The 22,686-nt window shown below is 75.8% G+C and carries 1 protein-coding gene; it reads left to right on the forward strand.

Translation table 11 applies throughout. The features are described from left to right. The first annotated feature begins 120 nt into the window (after nt 1–120). Nucleotides 121–22,560, forward strand: coding sequence for a non-ribosomal peptide synthase/polyketide synthase (locus ACFO0B_RS21130; RefSeq protein ID WP_378614250.1), 22,440 nt, complete (start codon nt 121–123; stop codon nt 22,558–22,560). Nucleotides 22,561–22,686: the final 126 nt, after the last annotated feature.

A 22,686-nucleotide genomic window follows, 5' to 3' on the forward strand; every position in this document is an offset into this window, starting at 1 on the left:
GACCGGCGCCCCGGTATCTCGGGTGCAACAAGGCTGATTTTCCGACGATAGACCGAGTGTGCGGTGAGGGCGACCGCTGCCTACACTCGAGAAGCTGCTCTGCCTTAGGGGATGCACACGATGGACTCCCACCGACGCTCGAACCGGGACAGCCGTCGGCGCAAAACCCGTAGCCCGCTGTTCGCTCAGCTGCTGACCGGGGCGGTAGAGGCTGCGGCGGAGTCGGTCGCGATCCGGTACAACCCGACCGGCGAGCCCGGCGATCAGGTCGAGCTGAGCTACCGGGAGCTGGACGAGGCCTCGTCCAGGCTGGCCCGCGAGCTGATCACGCGGGGCGTCGGCCCCGGCGCGGTGGTTGCGATCGCCATCACCCGTTCGGCGGAGTCGGTGCTCGCGGTCTGGGCGATCGCCAAGGCGGGCGCGGCCTATGTGCCGATCGACCCCACCTATCCGCGCGAGCGGATCGAGCACATGGTGGCCGATTCCGGCGCCGAGTTCGGCCTCACCCTGAGCAGGCACCGGCCGATGCTCGGCACCGCCGCCTACTGGATCGAGCTGGACGACCCCACCCTGGCGAAGCGCGTCGACGAGCGGCCCGGCCACCCGGTCTCCTACGAGGACCGGGTGCGGCCGCTGCACGCCGAGCACCCCGCGTACCTGCTCTACACCTCCGGCTCGACCGGAAGGCCGAAGGGCGTCGTCGTCACGCACGCCGGGCTCGGCGCGCTGGTCGCGCACGAGCGCGACCACTACGACGTGCGGCCGGGCTCCCGGGTGCTGCACATCTGCTCGCCCAACTTCGACGTCTCGGTGCTGGAGCTGCTGCTGGCCTTCGCCACCGGCTCCACCCTGGTGATCGCGCCGCCCGGGGTGTTCGGCGGCTTCGAGCTGGCCGATCTCATCCGCCGCGAGCGGGTCACGCACATGCTGATCACGCCGGGCGCGCTGGAGTCGGTGGATCCGGGCGGGATCGACTCGCTGCGCTCGGTCATGGTGATCGGCGACCGCTTCGGCCCGGAGCTGGTCCGGCGCTGGGCGGTTCCACCGCGGAACTTCTTCAACGCCTACGGCCCGACCGAGGCCAGCATCGCCGCCACCGGCACCCCGGCGCTGCGCGCGGGCGAGCCGATCACCATCGGCACCGCCTACCCCGGCGTGCACGCCTTCCTGCTCGACGCCAGGCTGCGGCCGGTGCCCGCCGGCGTGGCCGGCGAGCTGTACCTGGCCGGGCCCGCGCTGGCCCGCGGCTACCTGAACCGCACCGCGCTCACCGCGAGCCGCTTCGTGGCCTGCCCGTTCGGCAGCGAGCTCGACGAGCCGGGCACCCGCATGTACCGCACCGGTGACCTGGCCAGGCGCACCGACTCCGAAAACAGCCCGCTGGAGTTCCTCGGCCGGACCGACTTCCAGGTCAAGGTGCGCGGTTTCCGGGTGGAGCTGGGCGAGATCGACGCCGCGCTCACCGCGCACGAGGACGTCGACTACGCCGCCACGCTCGGCAGGGTGCTGCCGTCGGGGGTCACCGCGCTGGTCTCCTACGTACTGCCCCGGCCGGGTGCGGTGCTCGACACCGAGAAGCTGGTGCTCTTCGCCGGGCGCGCGCTGCCCGCGTACATGATCCCGGCGGCCGTCGTCGTGCTCGACCACATCCCGCTGAACCCGGTGGGCAAGCTGGACCGGGCCGCGCTGCCCGAGCCGGTCTTCGCCGCCCGCGACTTCCGGGCGCCGGAGACCGCCGCCGAGCGGGCCGTGGCCGAGGCATTCGCCGCGGTGCTCGGCACCGAGGGCGAGGTGGGTGCCGACGATGACTTCTTCGAGCTGGGCGGCAACTCCCTGCTCGCCGCCAGGGCCGCGGCCAGGATCGGCACCGCGCTGGCCGCCAAGGTCCCGGTGCAGCTGCTCTTCGAGGCGACCACCGTCGCCGCGCTCGCCGAGCGGGTGGCGGCGTACGCGGGCACCGGCGGCAGGCCGCCGCTCACCGCGCAGCCGCGCCCCGAACGCATCCCGCTCTCCTACGCGCAGCAGCGCATGTGGTTCCTGAACCGCTACGACCCCGAGTCGGCGGTCAACAACATCCCGACGGCGGTGCGGCTCACCGGCGCGCTCGACGTGGCGGCGCTGGAGCTGGCCATCACCGACCTGGTCGGCAGGCACGAGGTGCTGCGCACCGTCTACCCGGAGCTGGACGGCGTCGGCTACCAGGACATCCGGCCGGTCGACGACCCCGTCCTGCCCCGGCTGGAGCGCGGCAGCGCCGCCGAGGACGAGGTGCAGGAGCTGGTCATGGCGGCCGCCGCGCGCGGCTTCGACGTCACCGCCGCGCCGCCGATCCGGGTGCTCCTGCTCGACCTCGGCCCGGACGACGCGGTGCTGGTCTGCGTGGTGCACCACATCGCCGCGGACGGCTTCTCGCTCGCCCCGCTCACCCGCGACCTGATGACGGCATACCTGAGCCGGACCGGCGGCGCCGAGCCGGACTGGGAGCCGCCGACCGTCCAGTACGCCGACTACGCGCTCTGGCAGCGGCACACCCTCGGCTCCGAGGACGACCCCACCTCGACCATGGCGAACCAGCTCGGCTACTGGCGGGCCCGGCTCGCCGAGCTGCCGCCGCAGCCGGAGCTCCCCGCCGACCGGCCGCGCCCCGCCCAGGCCTCGCACCGCGGCGACACCCTCCCCTTCCGGGTGGACGCGGGCACGCACGCCGGGCTGCGCAGGCTCGCCGCCGAGCACGACGCCACGCTCTTCATGGTGGTGCACGCCGCGCTCGCGGTGGTGCTGAGCAGGCTCTCCGGCACCGACGACGTGGTGATCGGCACCCCCGTCGCCGGCCGCGGCGACGCGGCGCTGGACGACGTCGTCGGCATGTTCGTCAACACCCTCGTGCTGCGCGCCGCGGTCCGCCCCGACGTGCCCTTCACCGAGCTGCTGAGCGCGGTGCGCGGCGGCGACATCGCGGCCTTCGGCCACGCCGACGTCCCGTTCGAGCGGCTGGTGGAGCTGCTCGACCCGGTGCGCTCGCCCGCGCGGCACCCGCTCTTCCAGGTCATGCTGACCTTCCAGAACATCGCGCGCACCGAGCTGGAGCTGCCCGGGCTCTCGGTGCGCCCGATCGAGCTGCACAGCACCGGCCACGCCCGCTTCGACCTGCAGCTCACCCTGGTCGAGCACCCGGGCTCCGGGCTGGCGGCGTCGATCGACTTCGCCACCGACCTCTTCGACCCGCCCACCGTGCGCGACTTCGCCGACCGCTTCGTCCGGGTGCTCGCCGCGGTCGCGGCCGACGCGACCGTTCCGGTCGGCGACCTCGACCTGCTCGCGCCCGGCGAGCAGGAGCTGGTGCTGAATGCGTGGAACACCGCGGGCGCGCCGGTACCCGAGCTCACCCTCGTCGACCTGGTCGCGGCCCGCGCCCAGGCCAGGCCGTACTCGGTGGCCGTGCGCGGCCCCGGCGAGCTCGGCACCGAGCTGGACTACGGCACGCTCTGGGCCCGCGCCGAGAGGGCCGCGCGGGCGCTGATCGAGCTCGGCGCCGCCCCGGAGACGGTGGTGGCGGTGGCCGCCGGGCGTACCGAGGAGCTGCCGATCGCGCTGCTCGCGGTGCTCATGTCCGGCGCCGCCTACCTGCCGCTGGACACCGGCTACCCGGCGCAGCGGCTGAACTTCCTGCTCGCCGACGCCGCCCCGGTCGCCGTGCTGGCCACCGGCGCGGAGCGGGAGCTGCTCCCGCCCACCGGCATTCCCGTGGTCACGCTGGCCGAGCTCGGCACCGGCGCCGAGCCGGACGAGTTCGTCACCCAGGTGCTCGCCCCGCAGCGCAGGCTCGCCGCCGCGCGCCGCGGCGAGCTGCGGCCGGACAACCTGGCCTACATCATCTACACGTCGGGCTCGACCGGGACGCCCAAGGGCGTCCGGGTGACGCACCGGAACGTGCTGGAGCTCTTCGCCAACACCCAGCTCATCTTCGACTTCGACGCCGACGACGCCTGGACCCTGTTCCACTCCTTCGCCTTCGACTTCTCGGTCTGGGAGCTGTGGTGCGCCTTCGCCACCGGCGGCACCGTCGTCCTGGTCGACCAGCTGACCGCGCGCTCGCCGGAGGCGTTCCGCGCGCTGCTGGTGCGCGAGCGGGTGACCGTGCTGAACCAGACCCCGTCGGCCTTCCGGCAGCTGGCCGAGGCGGACCGGGTCGCGGTGGCGGGCGGCGCCGACCCGCTCGCGCTGCGCTACGTGGTCTTCGGCGGCGAGGCGCTCGACCTGCGCGGGCTGCGCGGCTGGTACGAGCGGTACCCGCGGGACGCCCCGTGGCTGGTGAACATGTACGGCATCACCGAGACCACGGTGCACGTCACCTTCCAGGTGCTGGACGAGCGGATGGCGGCGGAGGCGGTCGGCGTGATCGGCCGCGCGCTGCCCGGGGTCAGGGCGTACGTGCTCGACGACCGGCTGCACCCGGCGCCGGTCGGGGTGATCGGCGAGATGCACGTCAGCGGCGGGCAGCTGGCCCGCGGCTACGCCGGGCAGCCGGGGCTGACCGCGGCGCGCTTCGTCGCCGACCCGTTCGGCCCGCCCGGCGCGCGCATGTACCGCAGCGGCGACCTCGGCCGCTGGGCCGGGTTCGGCGCGGGCATGGCGCTGGAGTACCTGGGCCGCGCCGACCAGCAGGTGCAGGTGCGCGGTTTCCGGATCGAGCCGGGCGAGGTGGAGGCCGCGCTGCTCGGGCTGGACGGCGTCGCCGAGGCCGCGGTGCTGGTCCGCGCCGCCGAGCACAGCGGCGAGCGGCTGGTCGGGTACGTGGTGCCCGGCCAGGTCTGGGACGCCTTCACCGACTCCGGGCCGGATCCGGCGGTGCTCCGCGCCGAGCTGGCCGCGGTGCTGCCCGCGCACATGGTGCCGGACGTGATCACCGTGCTGCCCGCGCTCCCGCTCACCCGCAACGGCAAGCTGGACCGCACCGCGCTGCCCAGCCCCGAGGTGATCGGCGCGGCGCAGGCGCAGGGCCCGGCGGGGCCGATCGAGCAGGGCGTCGCCGACGTGTTCGCCGGGCTGCTCGGCGCCACCGAGGTGGGCAGGGACGACGATTTCTTCGCGCTCGGCGGCAACTCGCTGCTGGCCACCCGTGCGGTGGCGCGGGTGAACGAGGCGCTGGACGCCGCGGTCGCGGTCCGCGACCTCTTCGACGCGCCGACCGTCGCCGAGCTGGCCGACCGGGTGGTCGCCAGCCGCGCGGCCGCTGACGGTCGCGCCGAGCGGCCGCCGCTGGTGCCGGTGCGCAGGCCGGAGCGGGTGCCGCCGGCCCCGGCCCAGCACCGCATGTGGGTGCTGAACCGGCTGGACCCGGAGTCGCTGGTCTACAACATCCCGCTGGCCATCCGGCTCACCGGCGAGCTCGACGCCCCCGCGCTGCGCGCCGCCGTCGCCGACGTGCTGGAGCGGCACGAGCCGCTGCGCACCCGCTACCCGCTCGGCCCGGACGGCATGCCGTACCAGGAGGTGCGGACGGTCGAGGAGACCATGCCCGACGGGCTGCCGGTCCGCCGCGCGGCCGACCCGGGCCGGCTCGTCGCCGAGCTCATGGGCAACCCGTTCGACGTCGCCGAGCACGTGCCGGTGCGCGCGGTGCTGGTGCAGACCGGCCCGACCGAGCACCTGCTCGTCCTCGTCCTGCACCACATCTGTGTCGACGGCGCCTCGGTGGCGGTGCTCGCCCGCGACCTGGTGACCGCCTACGCCGCCCGCCGCACCGGCGTTCCGCCCGCCTACGCGCCGCTCGCGGTGCGCTACGCCGACTACGCCATCCGGCAGCAGGAGGTGCTCGGCTCGGCCGACGACCCCGGCTCGCTGGCGGCGAGCCAGCTGGCGTACTGGAAGGAGCAGCTCGCCGGGCTGCCCGCCGTGCTCGAGCTGCCGTGGGACCGCCAGCGCCCGGCCACCCCGACCATGCGCGGGCTGCCCGCGCGAGTGGTGATCCCGGCCCAGGTGCACGAGGCGCTGATCCGGCTCACCCGCGGCCGCAACGCCACCGTCTTCATGGCCGTGCACGCCGCGCTCGCGGTGCTGCTCGCCCGCTTCGCGGACAGCAGCGACCTCGCCATCGGCACCCCGTACGCCGGGCGCGGCGACCGCGCGCTGGACGACCTGGTCGGCATGTTCGTCAACTCGCTCACGCTGCGCACCGAGTTCGCGCCGGAGGAGAGCTTCACCGACCTGCTCGACCGGGTCAGGGAGACCGACCTGAACGCCTTCGCGCACGCCGAGGTGCCGTTCGAGCAGGTGGTCGAGCACGTCGTCGCCGGGCACGTCGGCCCGCACCACCCGCTCTTCCAGGTGATGCTGGCCTTCCAGAACGTGGAGCCGCCCGCGCTGGAGCTGCCCGGCTTGCGGGTGAGCGCGCTCGACCCGGGCGCCGTCACCGCGAAGTTCGACCTGCAGGTGGTGGTGGAGCCGCGGCCGCGGGTCGACGGCCACGCGGGCGAGCTGGTCGCGCTCTTCACCGTCGCCGCGGACGTCTTCGACGAGGTCGCCGCGCAGTCCTTCGCGCGCCGCTTCGCCCGGGTGCTCGCCGCGGTGGCCGACGACCCGGAGATCGCGGTCGGCGCCATCGACCTGCTCGACCCCGCCGAGCGGGAGCGCGCGCACGCCCGCACCCAGCTCGCCGCGGCCCCGGTCGCCGCGGCCACGCTGCCCGAGCTGATGACCGCTGCGGTCTGGAGCGCGCCGGTCGGCGCCGCCGTGCGCTACGCCGAGGCCGACGGCGCTGTGGAGATCACCTACGCCGAGCTGGACGAGCGCTCGAACCGGGTGGCGCGCGCGCTGATCGCGCGCGGCGTCGGCCCCGAGGACATCGTCGCGGTGGCCATGCCGCGTTCGCCGGAGTCGCTGCTCGCGATCTGGGCCATCGCCAAGAGCGGCGCCGCCTACCTGCCGATCGACCCGGACCACCCGGCCGACCGGGTGGCGCACATGATCGGCGACTCCGGCGTGCTGCTCGGGCTCACCGTCGCCGGCGTGCGCGACCGGCTGCCCGGCGCCGCGGAGTGGCTGCTGCTGGACAGCGAGAACACCGCCTACGCCGCCTACCCGGCCGGCGCGGTCGAGCAGACCGATCGGCGCAGGCCGCTGGAGCCGAGGCACCCGGCCTACGTCATCTACACCTCCGGCTCCACCGGGCAGCCGAAGGGCGTCGTGGTGACGCACGCCGGTTTCGCCCGGCTCGGCGCGCACCAGCGCGAGAAGTACGGCGTCACACCGGATTCCCGGGTGCTGCACTTCGCCTCGCCCTCGTTCGACGCCTCCTTCCTCGAGCTGCTGATCACGCTCGCCGGCTCGGCCACCGCCGTCGTGGTACCGCCGACCGTGTACGGCGGCGCCGACCTGGCCGCGCTGCTGCGCCGGGAGCGGGTGACGCACGCCGTCTTCACCCCGACCGCACTCGCCTCGATGGAGCCGGACGGCCTCGACGACCTGCGCGTCGTCCTGACCGGCGGTGAGGTGCTCAAGGCCGACCTGGTGCGGCGCTGGGTGCTGCCGATCGGGGAGAGCGGTTTCCGCGAGTTCTACAACGCCTACGGCCCCACCGAGGCCACCGTCGCGACCACCGTCACCGAGCAGCTCAGCGGCAGGCTGGTGCCGACCGTCGGCACCGCCATCCCGGGCAACGGGGTGTACGTGCTGGATCGGCGGCTGCGCCCGGTGCCGGACCGGGTGGTCGGCGAGCTGTACCTGACCGGTGCGCAGCTGGCCCGCGGCTACCTCGCGCGGCCCGGGCTCACCGCCGACCGCTTCGTCGCCGACCCGTTCGCCGCGGACGGCTCCCGGCTCTACCGCACCGGGGATCTCGTGCGCTGGACCAGGTCCGGCGATCTGGAGTTCGTGGGCCGCACCGACACCCAGGTCAAGATCAGGGGCAGGCGGATCGAGCTGGGCGAGATCGACGCCGTGCTGGCCGGGCACGCCGACGTCGACTTCGTGGCGACGCTCGGCATCGACCGGCCCGACGGCGGCACCATCCTGGCCGCCTACGTGCGGCCGAAACCGGGCCGCACGCCCGAGCCGAGGGAGCTCTTCACGCTCGCCGAGCGGAGCCTGCCCGCCTACATGGTGCCGTCCGCCATCACGCTGCTCGACGAGGTGCCGCTGGCCCCGACCGGCAAGCTGGACCGCGCCGCGCTGCCTGCGCCGGTGCTGCGCGGCGCGGCCTACCGCGCGCCTGCCACCCGGCTGGAGGCGCTGGTCGCCGGGGTCTTCGTCGAGCTGCTCGGCGCCGAGCGGGCCGGCGCGGACGACGACTTCTTCGCGCTCGGCGGCAACTCGCTGAGCGCGACCAGGCTGGCCGCCCGGCTCGGCGCCCGGCTGGATACGACGGTGCCCGCCCGGCTCGTCTTCGAGGCCTCGACGGTGGCGGCGCTGGCCGCCCGGCTCGCCGAGATGCAGGGCTCCGGCGCGCGCCCGGCGCTCACCCCGGTGCCGCGCCCGGAGCGGCTGCCGCTCTCCCCGGCGCAGCAGCGCATGTGGTTCCTGAACCAGTTCGACACCAGCTCGCCCACCGACACCATCCCGGTGGCGCTCCGCCTCACCGGCGCGGTCGACGTCGCCGCCATCCGCGCCGCCGTCGCCGACGTGCTGGCCAGGCACGAGGCGCTGCGCACGGTCTACCCGGCGGTGGACGGCGCCGCGCACCAGGTGGTGCTCCCGGTCGCCGGGGTGCTGCCCGACCTGGATCCACGCCCGGCCGACCCGGCCACGCTGCCCGCCAAGCTCGCCGACTTCGCGAATGTCGGCATCGACGTCACCGAGCAGCCGCCGGTCCGCGCCGCGCTCTACGAGCTCGGCCCGGAGGAGTTCGTCTTCGCGCTGGTGCTGCACCACATCGCCGCCGACGGCGCCTCGGTCGCCCCGCTGGTCCGCGACCTGAGCACCGCCTACCTCGCCCGCGCCGCAGGCCGCGAACCCGCCCTGGCGCCGCTGCCGGTCCAGTACGCCGACTACACCCTCTGGCAGCGCGAACTCCTCGGCGCCGAGGACGACCCCGAGTCCATGGCCGCCGCCCAGCTCGGCTACTGGCAGCACACCCTGCGCGGCATCCCCGCCCGCCTCGACCTGCCCGCCGACCGCCCGCGCCCCGCCGTCGCCTCCGGCCGCGGCGCCAGGCACGGCTTCACCATCCCCGCCGAGACCTACCGCGCGGTCGAGGAACTCGCCCGCCGCCACAGCGCCTCTGCCTTCATGGTCACCCACGCCGCCTTCGCCGTCCTGCTGGCCCGGCTCTCCGGCACCCGCGACATCACCATCGGCACCCCCGTCGCAGGCCGCGGCGAGGCCGCGCTGGACGACCTGGTCGGCATGTTCGTCAACACCCTGGTCCTGCGCACCCCGATCGACCCCGCCGAACCCTTCACCGAGCTGCTCGCCCGGGTCCGCGAAACCGATCTCGCCGCCTTCGCCAATGCCGAGCTGCCCTTCGAGCGCCTGGTGGAGGTCATCGACCCCGAGCGCAGCGCCGCCCACCACCCGCTCTTCACCGTCGCCCTGTTCTTCCAGAACCTCGACCCCGTCGCCCTCGAACTCCCCGGCCTCACCGTGAACGGGCTCGACGTCGACGGCGTCCGCGCCCGCTTCGACCTCCAGCTCACCGTCACCCCGCCCCGCGATGGCGCGGCGGCGGCCGAGTTCGCCTACGCCACCGACCTCTTCGAGCCCGAGACCGTCGCAGGCTTCGCCGACCGGCTGCTTCGCCTGCTGGACGCACTGGTCACCGATCCGGCCACCGCGGTCGGCGACGCCGCGCTGCTGACCGCCGCCGAGCGGGCGACCGCGGTGTGGTCCGGCCCGGAGTTCGAGGTGCCGATCGAGGAGCTGCTCGACGGATACCGCCGGGTGGTGCGCACGCTCCCGGCGCAGGTCGCGGTGGAGTACGAGGGCCGCGTCCTCACCTACGCCGAGTTCGACGCCGCGGTGAACCGGCTCGCCCGGCTGCTCATCGCCCGCGGGGCAGGCCCGGAAACGGTGGTCGCGCTGTCCATCCGCCGCTCCCCGGAGCTGGTGATCGCCATCTACGCGGTGCTCACCGCAGGCGCCGCCTTCCTGCCGCTCGACCCGGAGCACCCGGCCGAGCGGATCGGCACCGTGCTCGGGATCGCGGCACCGGTCTGCCTGCTCACCACCGCCGCCGACCGGGTGCCCGCGCCCGCCGGGCTGCCGGTGCTCGAGCTGGACAGCCTGGACGCGGCCGGTTTCGCCGCCGAGCCACTCGCCGCCGACGAGCGGCGCGCCCCGCTGCACCCCGAGCACCCCGCCTACGTGCTCTTCACCTCCGGCTCGACCGGGCAGCCCAAGGGCGTCGCGGTGCCGCACCGCGCCATCCACCAGCAGATCAGCTGGATGCTGGCGCGCTACCCGCTGGAGCCGGGCGATCGCTACCTGCAGAAGACCGCGACCACCTTCGACGTCTCGCTCTGGGGCTGGCTGCTCCCGCTGCGCGCCGGCGCCGGGCTGGTGCTCGCCACCCCGGACGGCCACCGCGACCCGCGGTACCTGCTCGACACCATCGCCGCGCGCGGCATCACCGCCACCGACTTCGTGCCGTCCGTGCTCACCGCCCTGGTCGCGGCGGCGGGCCGGGCCAGCGCCGACCTGGCGAGCCTGCGCGAGCTCTTCGTGATCGGCGAGGCGCTGCCGCCGGAGACCGTCGCCGCCTTCGCCGCCGCCACCCGGGCCCGGCTGCACAACCTGTACGGCCCCACCGAGGCCGCCGTCTCGATCACCGGCTGGACCGCGCGTCCCGGCGTGCCGGTCGCCATCGGCGAGCCGCAGGGCGGCAGCCGGGTGTACCTGCTGGACGAGCGGCTGCACCCGGTCCCGGACGGCGTGGTCGGCGAGCTCTACCTGGCAGGCGGCCAGCTGGCCCGCGGCTACCTCGGCCGCCCCGACCTCACCGCCGACCGCTTCGTCGCCGACCCGTTCGGCCCGGCCGGTTCCCGCATGTACCGCAGCGGTGACCTGGTGCGCCGCACCGCCTCCGGCGAGCTGGAGTACCGCGGCCGAGCCGACTTCCAGGTGAAGTTCCGCGGCCAGCGGGTCGAGCTCGGCGAGATCGAGGCCGCGCTGCTCGCCGCGCCCGGAGTGGCGCAGGCCGTCGTCGTGCCGGTGCCGGTGGCCGAGGGTGAACACCTGGTCGGCTACCTGGTGCCCGCCGGCGGCGCCCGGCTCGACCGGAGCGAGCTGCGCACCCGGCTGCTCGCCCGGCTGCCCGGCTACCTGGTGCCTGCCGCGCTGGTGGAGCTGGATGCGTTGCCGCTGAACAGCTCCGGCAAACTCGACCGGCGGGCGCTGCCCGCGCCGGAGTTCACCGCGCGCGCCTTCACCGCGCCGAGCGGCCCGGTGGAGGAGCTGGTCGCCGCCGCCTACGCGGAGGTATTGGAAACCACCGGCGTCGGCAGGGACGACGATTTCTTCGCGCTCGGCGGCAACTCGCTCGGCGCCATGCGGGTCGCGGCCAGGATCGGCGCCGCGCTGGAGCGCCGGGTCCCGGTGGCGCTGGTCTTCGAGCTCCCGGTCGTCTCGGCGCTGGCCGCCCGGCTCACCGGCGCGCCCGTCGACGACGCCCCGGCGCTGGTGGCCGCGGTCCGTCCGGCCACGGTGCCGCTCTCCCCCGCACAGCGCCGGATGTGGTTCCTCAACCAGTTCGACACCGCGGCGACCGCCTACAACATCCCGGTCGCGGTCCGGCTGCGCGGCGCGCTCGACACCGCCGCGCTGCACGCCGCGCTCGGCGATGTCATCGACCGGCACGAGACGCTGCGCACCAGCTACCCGGACTCCGGTGTCGGCCCCGAGCAGCGGATCCTGCCGCCCGGCAACGGCATCGAGCTCACGATCGAGCCGGTGGCCGCGGCCGACGTCACCCAGCGCGTGGCCGAGCTGGCCGCGACCCCGTTCGACGTGGCCGCCGAGGTACCGGTGCGGGTCGCGCTGCTCGCCGTCACCGACCCGGAGCACGGCGGCCCCGAGCACGTGCTCGTCGTCGTGCTGCACCACATCGCCGCCGACGGCTGGTCCATCCGCCCGCTCACCGGCGACCTGGTCGCCGCCTACCGGGCCAGGATCGACGGCGCCGCGCCCGAGTGGGCGCCGCTGCCGGTGCAGTACGCCGACTACGCGCTCTGGCAGCGCGCCACCGTCGGCGATCCCGACGACCCCGACTCGCTCGGCGCGGCCCAGCTGCGCTACTGGCGGGACGCCCTGGAGGGGCTGCCGGCGGAGTCCAGCCTGCCGGGCGACCGGCCGCGCCCGGCGCAGCCGTCGCTGCGCGGCGGCACGGTCGCCTTCACCGTCGACCCGTCGGTGCACCGCGCCCTCGACGAGCTGGCGCGGGGCACCGGCGCCTCGCTCTTCATGACCGTGCACACCGTGCTCGCGGTGCTGCTCGCCCGGCTCGGTGGCGGCGACGACATCGCCGTCGGCACCGCGGTCGCCGGCCGCGGCGTCGCCGAGCTGGACGACGTGGTCGGCATGTTCGTCAACACCCTCGTCCTGCGCAGCCGGATCGACCCGGCCGAGCCCTTCGCCGAGCTGCTGGCCAGGCAGCGGGAGACCGACCTGGCCGCCTTCGCGCACGCCGACGTCCCGTTCGAGGAGGTCGTCGCAGCGCTGGAGCCGGAGCGGGCACTGAACCGCAGCCCGCTCTTCCAGGTCGCGCTCGCCTACCAGAACCTGCCCGCCACCGGCTTCGCCCTGCCCGGCCTGGAGCTGACCGTGCTCGACCCGCAGCTGCGGGTGGAGCGCTTCGACCTCTCGGTCGCCATCGGCGCGGCCGGGCCGGAGCGGGACGCCGCGCTGGTCGGCTCGGTCGGCTACGCGCTCGACCGCTACGCCGAGTCCACCGTGCGCGCCTTCGCCGGCCGCTTCGTCCGGCTGCTCGCCGCGGTCGCGGCGGCGCCGCGCACCCCGGTCGGCGACCTGCCGCTGGTCACCGAGGCCGAGCTGGGCGGGTCGTCCCGGCTCGGCGGCAGGCCCGCGCCCGACCTGCTCACCCTCTCCGACCTGCTCACCGGCGCGGCCGCGCAGGCGCCCGCTACCGTCGCGCTGCGCGCGGGGGAGCGGGTCTGGACCTACGCCGAGCTGCAGTCCCGCTCGGCGCGGCTGGCCCGCGCCCTGATCGACAGCGGGATCGGCCCCGGCGACGTGGTCGCCGTCGGCATGCCGCGCACCCCGGAGTCGGTGCTCGCCATCTGGGCGGTGGCGCAGACCGGCGCCGCCTTCGTCCCGGTCGACCCGGACTACCCGCCGGAGCGGGTGGCCTTCATGGTCACCGACTCCGGCGCGGTGCTCGGGCTCACCCTGGCCGCGGTGCGCGACCGGCTCCCCGCCGACCTGCCTTGGCTTGCCCTGGACGGCCGCGGCTCGGACAACTGGATCAACGAGTTCGGCGCCACCCCGGTCACCGACCGGGACCGGCTGGCCCCGCTCAGCCCCTCCGACATCGCCTACGTCGTCTACACCTCCGGTTCGACCGGCGCGCCGAAGGGCGTCGCGGTGCACCACCTCGGGCTGGCCGGGCTGGTGGTGGCGCAGCGGGTCGCGCTGCGCGCCTCCGGCGAGTCGCGGGTGCTGCACGTCGCCTCGCCCTCCTTCGACGCCTCGATCTTCGAGCTGCTGCTCGCCGCAGGCGCGGCCGCCACCCTGGTCATCGCCCCGCGCAGCGCCTCCAGCGGCGACGAGCTCGGCCTGCTGCTGCGCACCGAGGCGGTCTCGCACGCCGTGCTCACCCCGTCGGTGCTGGCCACGCTCGACCCCGCCGCGCTGCCCGACCTGGTCTCGCTGCTCGCCGCGGGCGAGGCGAGCCCGCCGGAGCTCGCCGCCCGCTGGGCGATCACGCTGCCGGACGGCCGGGTGCGCGAGCTGCACAACGGCTACGGCCCCACCGAGGCCACCGTCATGACCAACAGCGCCCGGCTGCAGCCCGGCGCCCCGGTGACGCTCGGCGAGACCGTCGCCGGGATCACCGAGTGGGTGCTCGACGGCCGGCTGCACCCGGTGCCGACCGGCGCCGTCGGCGAGCTGCACATCGCCGGCGCCGCGCTCGCCGAGAGCTACCGCAACCGCCCCGGGCTCACCGCCGCCCGCTTCGTCGCCTGCCCCTGGCTGCCCGGCCAGCGCATGTACCGCACCGGTGACCTGGTGCGCCGCACCGCCGCCGGCGACCTGGAGTTCCTCGGCCGCAACGACCTGCAGGTGAAGATCCGCGGCCTGCGGATCGAGCCGGGCGAGCTGGAGGCCGTGCTCACCGCGCACGAAACGGTCGGCTTCGCGGTGGTGCAGCCGCGGCAGCTGCCCGGCGGCGCGGTCGGGCTGGTCGGCTACGTGCTGCCCGCCGACGGCCGCGAGATCGGCGTCGAGCAGCTGCACGCCTTCGTCACGCACCGGCTGCCCGCGCACCTGGTGCCCGCGGCGCTGGTGGTGCTGGAGAGCATCCCGCTCACCCCGGGCGGCAAGCTCGACCGGGCCGCGCTGCCCGCCCCCGTCCCCGCGGGCGGCACCGCCCGGCCCCCGGTGGACGCCACCCAGGCCCGGCTGGCCGAGATCTTCGGCCGGGTGCTCGGGCTGGAGCACATCGGCGTCGACGACTCGTTCTTCGCGCTCGGCGGCGACAGCATCTCGGCCATCCAGGTGGTCGGCGGGGCGCGCGCGGCCGGGCTGGTGATCACCGCCCGCGAGGTGTTCGAGCAGCGCACCGTGGCCGGCCTGGCCCGGATCGCGCGCACCGCGACGCACCAGGGCACCGCGCCCGCCGAGCTCTCCGGCGGCGGAATCGGCTCCATGCCGCTGCTTCCCGTGCTCGCCGACTTCCTCGACCGCGGCGGCATCGTCGACCGCTTCGGCCAGTTCATGGTGCTCGCGCTGCCGCCCGGGATCGACCGCGTCGACCTGGTCGCCACCCTCGCCGCCGTGGTCGAGCGGCACGACGCGCTGCGCGCCCGGCTGCGCCCGGCGCTCGGCGGCTGGGAGTTCGAGACCAGGGCGACCAACTCGACCGAGCTCGTCGACGCCGCCATCACCCGGCTCGACGTGCCCGCCGCCGCAGGCGAGGCCGAGCTGAACCGCTTCGCCACCGTCGCCGCCGACACCGCGCTTGCCGAGCTGGCCCCGGCCGCGGGCCGGATGTTCGCCGGGGTCTGGCTGCACCGCCCGGACGACCGCGACGCGCTGGTGCTCGCCGTGCACCACTACGTGATCGACGGCGTCTCCTGGCGGGTGCTGCTGCCCGACCTGGTCACCGCGTGGGCGCAGATCTCGGCCGGCATCGAGGTGGAGCTGCCTCCGGTCGGCACCTCGCTGCGCCGCTGGGCGCACGGCCTCGCCGCCGCCGCGCCCGGCCGCGCCGACGAGCTCCCGCTCTGGCGCTCGATCCTGGCCACCCCCGACCCCCTGCTCGGCGTGCGCGCGCTCGACCCGCGCCGCGACACCCACGCGGGCACCGGCCGTTTCGAGGTGCCGGTGCCGGGCCCGGTCGCCGCCGCCGTGCTCACCCGGCTGCCCGCGCTCTACCACACCGGCCCGGACACCGCCCTGCTCACCGCGCTGGCCATGGCGGTGCGGGCCTGGCGGGCCCGGCGCGGCGTCGAGGCCGCGACCACCGTGGTCCGGCTGGAGGGCCACGGCCGCGAGGAGCAGGCGGTGCCCGGCGCCGACCTGGCCCGCACCGTCGGCTGGTTCACCACCGTGCACCCGGTCGCGCTCGACCTCGGCGCCGTCGCGCTCGGCCCCGACTACGAGGGCGGGGCGGGCGCCGCCGAGGCGGTGCGCGCCGTCAAGGAGAACCTGCGCGCGGTGCCCGACCGCGGCATCGGCTTCGGCATGCTGCGCAGGCTCGACCCGGCGGGCGGGCTCGCCGAACCCGCGCACCCCGGCCAGATCTCGTTCAACTACCTCGGCCGGGCGGGCGGCATCGCGGACGCGCTCACCATGGACTGGCTGCCGACCGGCGAGTTCGGCCGGATCGAGCTGGACCCCGCACCCGAACTGCCCGCCTCCGGCGTGATCGAGATCGACGCCGTCGCCGACGACCTGGACGGCATCCGGCTCACCGCGACCTTCCGCTACGTCGCGGGCATCCTGGACGAGGCCGACGTCCGCGACCTCGCCGAGGACTGGCTGGCCGCGCTGGAATCGCTGGCCGGGCACCTGGACCACCCGGCGGCGGGCGGGCTCACCCCGTCCGACGTCGCGCTGGTCGCGGTGTCCCAGCCCGAACTCGACGGCTGGCGCCTGGCCGGCGACGGGCTGGTCGACGTGCTCCCGGTGACCCCGCTGCAGGCCGGGCTGCTCGTACACAGCGCCGAGCCGGGCCCCGACTACTACGTCATGCAGTTCGCGCTGGAACTCCCCGCCGACGTCGACCTCGACCGGCTCTACGCCGCCGGGACCGCGCTGCTCGACCGGCACGCCGTGCTGCGCACGGTCTTCGCGCACACCGCGGACGGCACCCCGGTGCAGCTGGTCTACGAGCGGGTCGCGCTGCCCTGGCAGCACTTCGAGCCGGTCCCCGACGCCGACCTGCCCGCGCTGCGCGCCGCCGAGCGCGCCGAGCCGATGGACCCCGGCACCGCCCCGCTGCTCCGGATGACGCTGTACCGCACCGAATCCGGCCGCGCCCACCTCACGCTCACCCTGCACCACCTGCTGCTCGACGGCTGGTCGATGCCGCTGCTGGTCCGCGACCTGCTCGTGCTCTACGCGGGCGGCCCCGAGCTGCCCGCGCCGCGGCCGTACCGCGACCACGTGCAGTGGCTCGCCGAGCGCGATCGCGGTGCCGCGACCGCGGCATGGGCCGCCGCGCTCGACGGCGTCGAGCCGACCCTGCTCGCCCCCGCGCTCGCCGCCTTCGCCGGGCCGGTCCGGCCCGAGCAGCGCGACGAGGTCGGCACCGCCGTCGTCGAGGTCGACGTGACCAGGACCGCCGTGCTCGGTGCGCTCGCCACCGGCACCGGCGTCACCGTCGCCACCGTCGTGCAGGCCGCGTGGGCGCTGGTCGTCGGCGGCGCCGTCGGCAGCGACGACGTGGTCTTCGGCGCGGTCGTCTCCGGCCGCCCGGCCGAGCTGGCAGGCGCCGAGGAGATGGTCGGGCTCTTCGCCACCACCGTCCCGGTGCGGGTGCGCACCGGCGGGCCGGGCACCGTGCGCGACCTGCTCACCCGGCTGCAGTCCGAGCAGGCCGCGCTGCTCGACCACCACCACCTCGGCCTCGCCGACATCCAGCGCGCCCCCGCGCACCGGAACGGCTCCGCCGACCCGCTCTTCGACACCCTCGTCGCGGTGGAGAGCTACCCGGTGGACACCGAGGCGCTGCGCGCCGCCGCCGAGCACGCCACCGGCGCGCCCGGCCTCGGCGCGCTGGACTCCGTCACCTACACGCACTACCCGATCACCCTGCTGGTCGAGGTGGGCGCGCAGCTCGGCATCCGGGTGCTCTTCCGCCGCGACACCGTCGAGGACTCGGTCGCCGCCGTGCTCACCCAGCGGCTGCGCGTCGTCCTCGACCGGATCTCGCTCGGCCCCGACCGCAGGCTCGCCGCGCTGGACCTGCTGCCCGGCCCGGAGCGCGCCGTGCTCGACGCGCTCAACGACGGCGCGCTCGCCCCGCCGCCCGGCGAGGACACCCTGGTCTCGCTCTTCCGCGAGCAGGTGGCGCGCACCCCGGACGCGCCGGCGGTGACGTACGGCGACGAGACCCTGACCTACGCCGAATTCGCCGCCCGCGTCGCCGGTTTCGCCGGTGCGCTCGCCGACCTCGGTGCCGGGCCGGAGCGCCTCGTCGCGGTGGCGCTGCCGCGCTCACTCGACCTGGTGACCGCGATCTACGCGGTGCTGGAGACCGGCGCCGCCTACGTCCCGCTCGACCCGGCCGACCCCGCCGAGCGGATCGACGCGGTGCTCGCGCGGCTCCGCCCCGAATTCGTCCTCGCCACCGCCGATTTCCGCACCGGCACCGACCTGACCGTCGTCGACTTCGCCGAGGTGCGGCCCGGAGTCGCGCGGGCCTACGCGAACCGCCCCGACACGCTGGTCTCCGTCGTGCACACCTCCGGCTCGACGGGCAGGCCGAAGGGCGTGCTGATCACGCACCGGCAGCTGGTGAACCAGCTGCGCTGGGCGCAGGCCGCGCACCCGCACGACAGCACCGACGTCGTCCTGCTCAAGACCCCGGTCACCTTCGACATCCACGCCTGGGAACTGTTCTGGCCGCTGCAGACCGGAGCCAGGCTGGTGATCGCCGAACCCGACGCGCACCGCGAGCCCGCGCTGCTGCGCGCCCTCATCGAGCGCGCGGGCGTCACGACCGTGCACTTCGTCCCGTCGCTGCTCGACGCCTACCTCGGGCTGCTCGCCGAGACCCCTGGCGAGCCCGCCGCGCTGCCGCGCCGGGTCTTCGCCGCGGGCGAGGCGCTCGGCCGGAGCACCGTGCATCGCTGCACCGCGCTGCTCACCGGCGAGCTGCACAACTGGTACGGCCCCGCCGAGGCGACCGTGGTCACGGCCTACCGCGCCGACACCGACAGCGGCACCGGCCCGGTGCCGATCGGAACCCCGGTCGCGGGCACCGACATCCACGTGCTGGACGGGCTGCTGCGCCGGGTGCCGATCGGCGCACCCGGCGAGCTGTACCTGGCCGGGGTCCAGCTGGCCCGCGGGTACGCGGGCGAGCCGGGGCGCACCGCCGAGCGGTTCGTGGCCGACCCGTTCCGGCCCGGTGAGCGGCTCTACCGCACCGGCGACGTCGTCCGGCTGGGTCGTCGCGGGCTGGAGTACCTGGGTCGCAACGATTTCCAGGTGAAGCTGCGCGGGCAGCGGGTCGAGCCCGGTGAGGTGGAGGCGGTGCTGCGCGCGCACCCCGCCGTCGCCGTCGCCGCGGTGACTGTGTCCGACGGGCGGCTCGTCGCCTACCCGGTGCCGGTCGCAGGCCAGGTCGTCGACCCGGCCGAGCTGCTGGCCTTCGCCCGCACCCGGCTGCCCGGGTACCTGGTGCCCGCCGCGGTCGTCCCGCTCACCGAGCTGCCGCTCACCGGCACCGGAAAACTGGACCGCCGCGCCCTGCCCGCCCCCGGCTTCGCGCCCCGCACCGGCCGCGCACCGGAGACGCGCACCGAGCAGCTGGTCGCCGCCGCCTTCGCCGCCGCGCTCCCCGGCACCCCCGCCGTCGGCGCCGACGACGATTTCTTCGCCCTCGGCGGGACGAGCCTCGACGCGGTACGCGTCGTCGCGCGCCTGGTCGCGGAGACCGAGGTGCCCGTCCGCGTCCCGTGGTTGTTCGACGGAGCGACGGTCGCCGATCTGGCGGCGCGGATCGACGGGGCGCGCGGCGTGCCCGCGGTCCCCGCCGCGCACCTGGCCGGGGGAGTGGTGCCCGAGTCGCACGAGGACGCCGCCGGGGCTGGGCCCCAGCAGTCCGGTGTGCACGCGGCCGGGGCTGGGCCCCAGCAGTCCGGTGTGCACGCGGCCGGGGACGCTCAGCACCCGTTCGGTGCTCCGAGCGCCGAACCCGATTCCGCCGCCGGTCTTCCCGCGGGCGAAATCGCCGGGCCGGGCACCGGCCTCGGCGACGACTCCCGGTCCCCGGCGCCCGCCGACGACATGCCGCCCGCCGTCCACCAACCCCTCCCCGCGGGCAAGCACGCCGCCGAACCCGCCGCTCCGGCAGACCCGGCCCTCGCCGCCGTTCTTCCGCTGCGCACGGGCGACGCGAAGCAACCGCCCCTGTTCTGCATCCACCCCATGGCCGGCCTGGCCTGGTGCTACCAGCCGCTCGCCGCCCGCCTGACCTCGGGATTCCCCGTGTACGGCATCCAATCCCCGGTCCTCTCCGAGCCGCTCACCGGCCCGGACGCCTGGGACGGCCCGGAATCACTCGCCGAGCTGGCCGAGCGGTACGTGGCCGAGATCAGGGCGGTGCGCCCGAACGGCCCGTACCACCTGCTCGGCTGGTCGCTCGGCGGCGTACTCGCGCACGAGATCGCGGTGCGGCTGCGCGCCGCGGGCCAGCAGGTCGGGCTGCTCGCCCTGCTCGACGCCGACTTCGCCTTCGACCTCACCACCTGGCGCGAGACCACGGTCCGCATGCTCGCCGAGATCGGCATGCGCGACGTCGACCCCGACCGGCTCGCCGAACTCTCCGAGGAGCACCTGGCGGCGCTGCACCGCAGCATCCCCACCGAGATGGTCGAGGTGGACCGCGTCCGCCTGCGCGCCGCCTACACCACCGCGGTCCGCTCGGTCCTGCTGCTCCCGCGGCATCGGCCCGGCGTCTTCGACGGCACCGTGCACTACTTCCGCGCCGCCGCCGACGACCGCCGCGACCACGACGTCATCGCCTCCTGGCGCCCGCACGCCGCCCGCATCCTCGACCACGAGGTCCCCGTCCGTCACGAGGAGATGACCGACTCCACCGCCCTGGACACCGTCACCCCCCTCCTCGACGCCATCCTCACCGCCGACGCCCCCACCGAAATCCGCCCCCTCACCGAACACCCCGCCCCCGCCGCGCCTGCTGCCGACCCGCCATCGCCCGACTCCGCATGGGCCGCACCCGAGAGCGGTACCGCCACCTCGGCTGTCGACCCGGCATCGGCTGCCGAGCCCGCATGGGCCGCACCTGCGGGCGGCACGGCGACGCCGGTCACCGAACCGCCCCGGACCGCTGAGCCCTCGTGGGCCACCGACACACCGGCACCGCCCGCCGCCGACCCCACCGGTGACTTCCCCTGGGCCACCCCCGCCAACGGCACTGCGGTGTCGGCACCCGCCCCCGAGTCACCCGCCGCCTCGGCACCGCCCGCCGCCGAGCCCGCTCGGGCCACCCCCGCGAACGGCACCTCGGTGCCGAGCGCGGCACCCACACCGGCGGCAGCCCCCGCCGAGTACCCCTGGTCCACCCCGGCCAACGGCACCTCGGTCCCGAGCCCGGACACCTCACCGGTGGGAACCGGCACCGAGTACCCCTGGTCCACCCCGGCGAACGGCGCCCCCGCCGGCGGGGGGCCCGACCCGAACACCCCGTGGGCGACCCCGTCGAACCCCGTCCACGTACCGAACCCCACCGAACCCGGCCAGACCGACTCCCCGTGGTCGGCCCCCGCGCACGGCACCCCCGACCTCCCGACCTACGACGAGGACAAAGCCCCCCGCCACCGCGCCCGCCAGGAAACCCCCAACCCGTTCGGCCCCGCCCTCACCGAGCCGGACCCGCGCCCGGCCGAGCCGAGAACCCAGGTCCCGACCATCTCCACCTCGGCGCTGACCACCGCGGTCCTCCCGTCCCGCCTCCCCATCACCACCCCGACGGCGGTCCACCTCGGCCTCGCCCCGCAGGTCCGCGCGGCAGCGGTCGACGTACCGGCCGGAACCGACCCGACAGCGGTCCGCACCGCCATCGATGCGGTCATGGAGCGCCACCCCCTGCTCTGGTCCCGCTGGCGCCAGGAGCCGGGCGCCCCCGGCCCGGTCTTCGAACTCCCGCCCCCGGCCGAGCGGGTCGACGATCCCTTCGTGCACCTCCCGCTCTCCGGCGGGCTCCCACCCCTGCACCGCATGGTCACCGAGGTCTCCGCCGAACTCGACCCGGCGGCGGGCCGCAACATCCGCTTCGTCTTCGCCGCCCGCCCGGACGGCTCCGCCACCCTGCTCCTGGTCGCCTCGGCCCTCGTCGTCGACGACACCACCTGGCGCATCCTGGCCGACGATCTCTCGACCGCCTGGTCCGGCAGCAGGCACGCCAACCCGTCCGGCGCCGACGACGGCGTCACCGAACTGCTCACCGCCCTGCGCCGCCGCCTGGCCGGCCCCGAGCGCGCCGAGCTGGACTGGTGGCGCGGCACCCTCGCAGGCCGCCCGGCCGAGCCGCCGATCCCGGCGGGCGGCCGCCGCCGCATCTCGCTCACCATCACCGCCGACGGCACCGCGGCGGTGGCCGCCGCCGCGGCCGCGCACGGCGCCGAGGTGCTCGACGTACTGCTCGCCGCCACCGCGCTCGCCGTGCGCACCGCCGCAGACCAGGCGGTCACCAGGGCCATCGGCCCGGTCGTCCGGCTGCAGGCGGACGGGAGGAGCGCGGGCCGCACCGACGGGGTCGCGGGCGCCTTCGACGTCGGCTATCCGCTCCCACTGCCCCCGGCCACCGTCGACGTGGCCGAGGCGCTGGTCGGCGGCCCGGCCGCGGGCGCCCTGCTGGAGCAGGTGGCCGCCGCGCGCGCCGCGGTGCCGTCCGGCGGCGCCGGCTACTCGGTGCTGCGGCACGTCACCGCCCGCAGGGAGCTGGCCGCCGCCGCGCAGGGCCGATACGCGCTGCGCTACCGCGACGTCCGCCCGGCCCGGGTGCTGATCGAGCCCCCCGTCGCGGATGTGCTGCTCGACCTGCTGATCGACGTCGGCCCGGACGGCCTGCTCGTCCGCTTCGACTACGTCGAGACGGCGTTCAACCAGGACGAGATCCGGGTCTTCGCCGAGCACTGGGTGCGCGCACTCGGCGGGCTGGCCGAGCACGGCTCGCAGCAACCCGCCGCGCGCTGACGGCCCCGGCCGGGAACCCGTTCCTGGCCCGGCGCCGCCGTCGGGCATGATGGGGCGAAGTCACAGTAACGTCACGCGGGGCCGCCGCGACTACACAGACCGTAGGGTTCGGGGCGCGTGTCCGCG

Source organism: Nocardia jiangsuensis, assembly GCF_042650385.1.
Taxonomy (GTDB): Bacteria; Actinomycetota; Actinomycetes; order Mycobacteriales; family Mycobacteriaceae; genus Nocardia; species Nocardia jiangsuensis.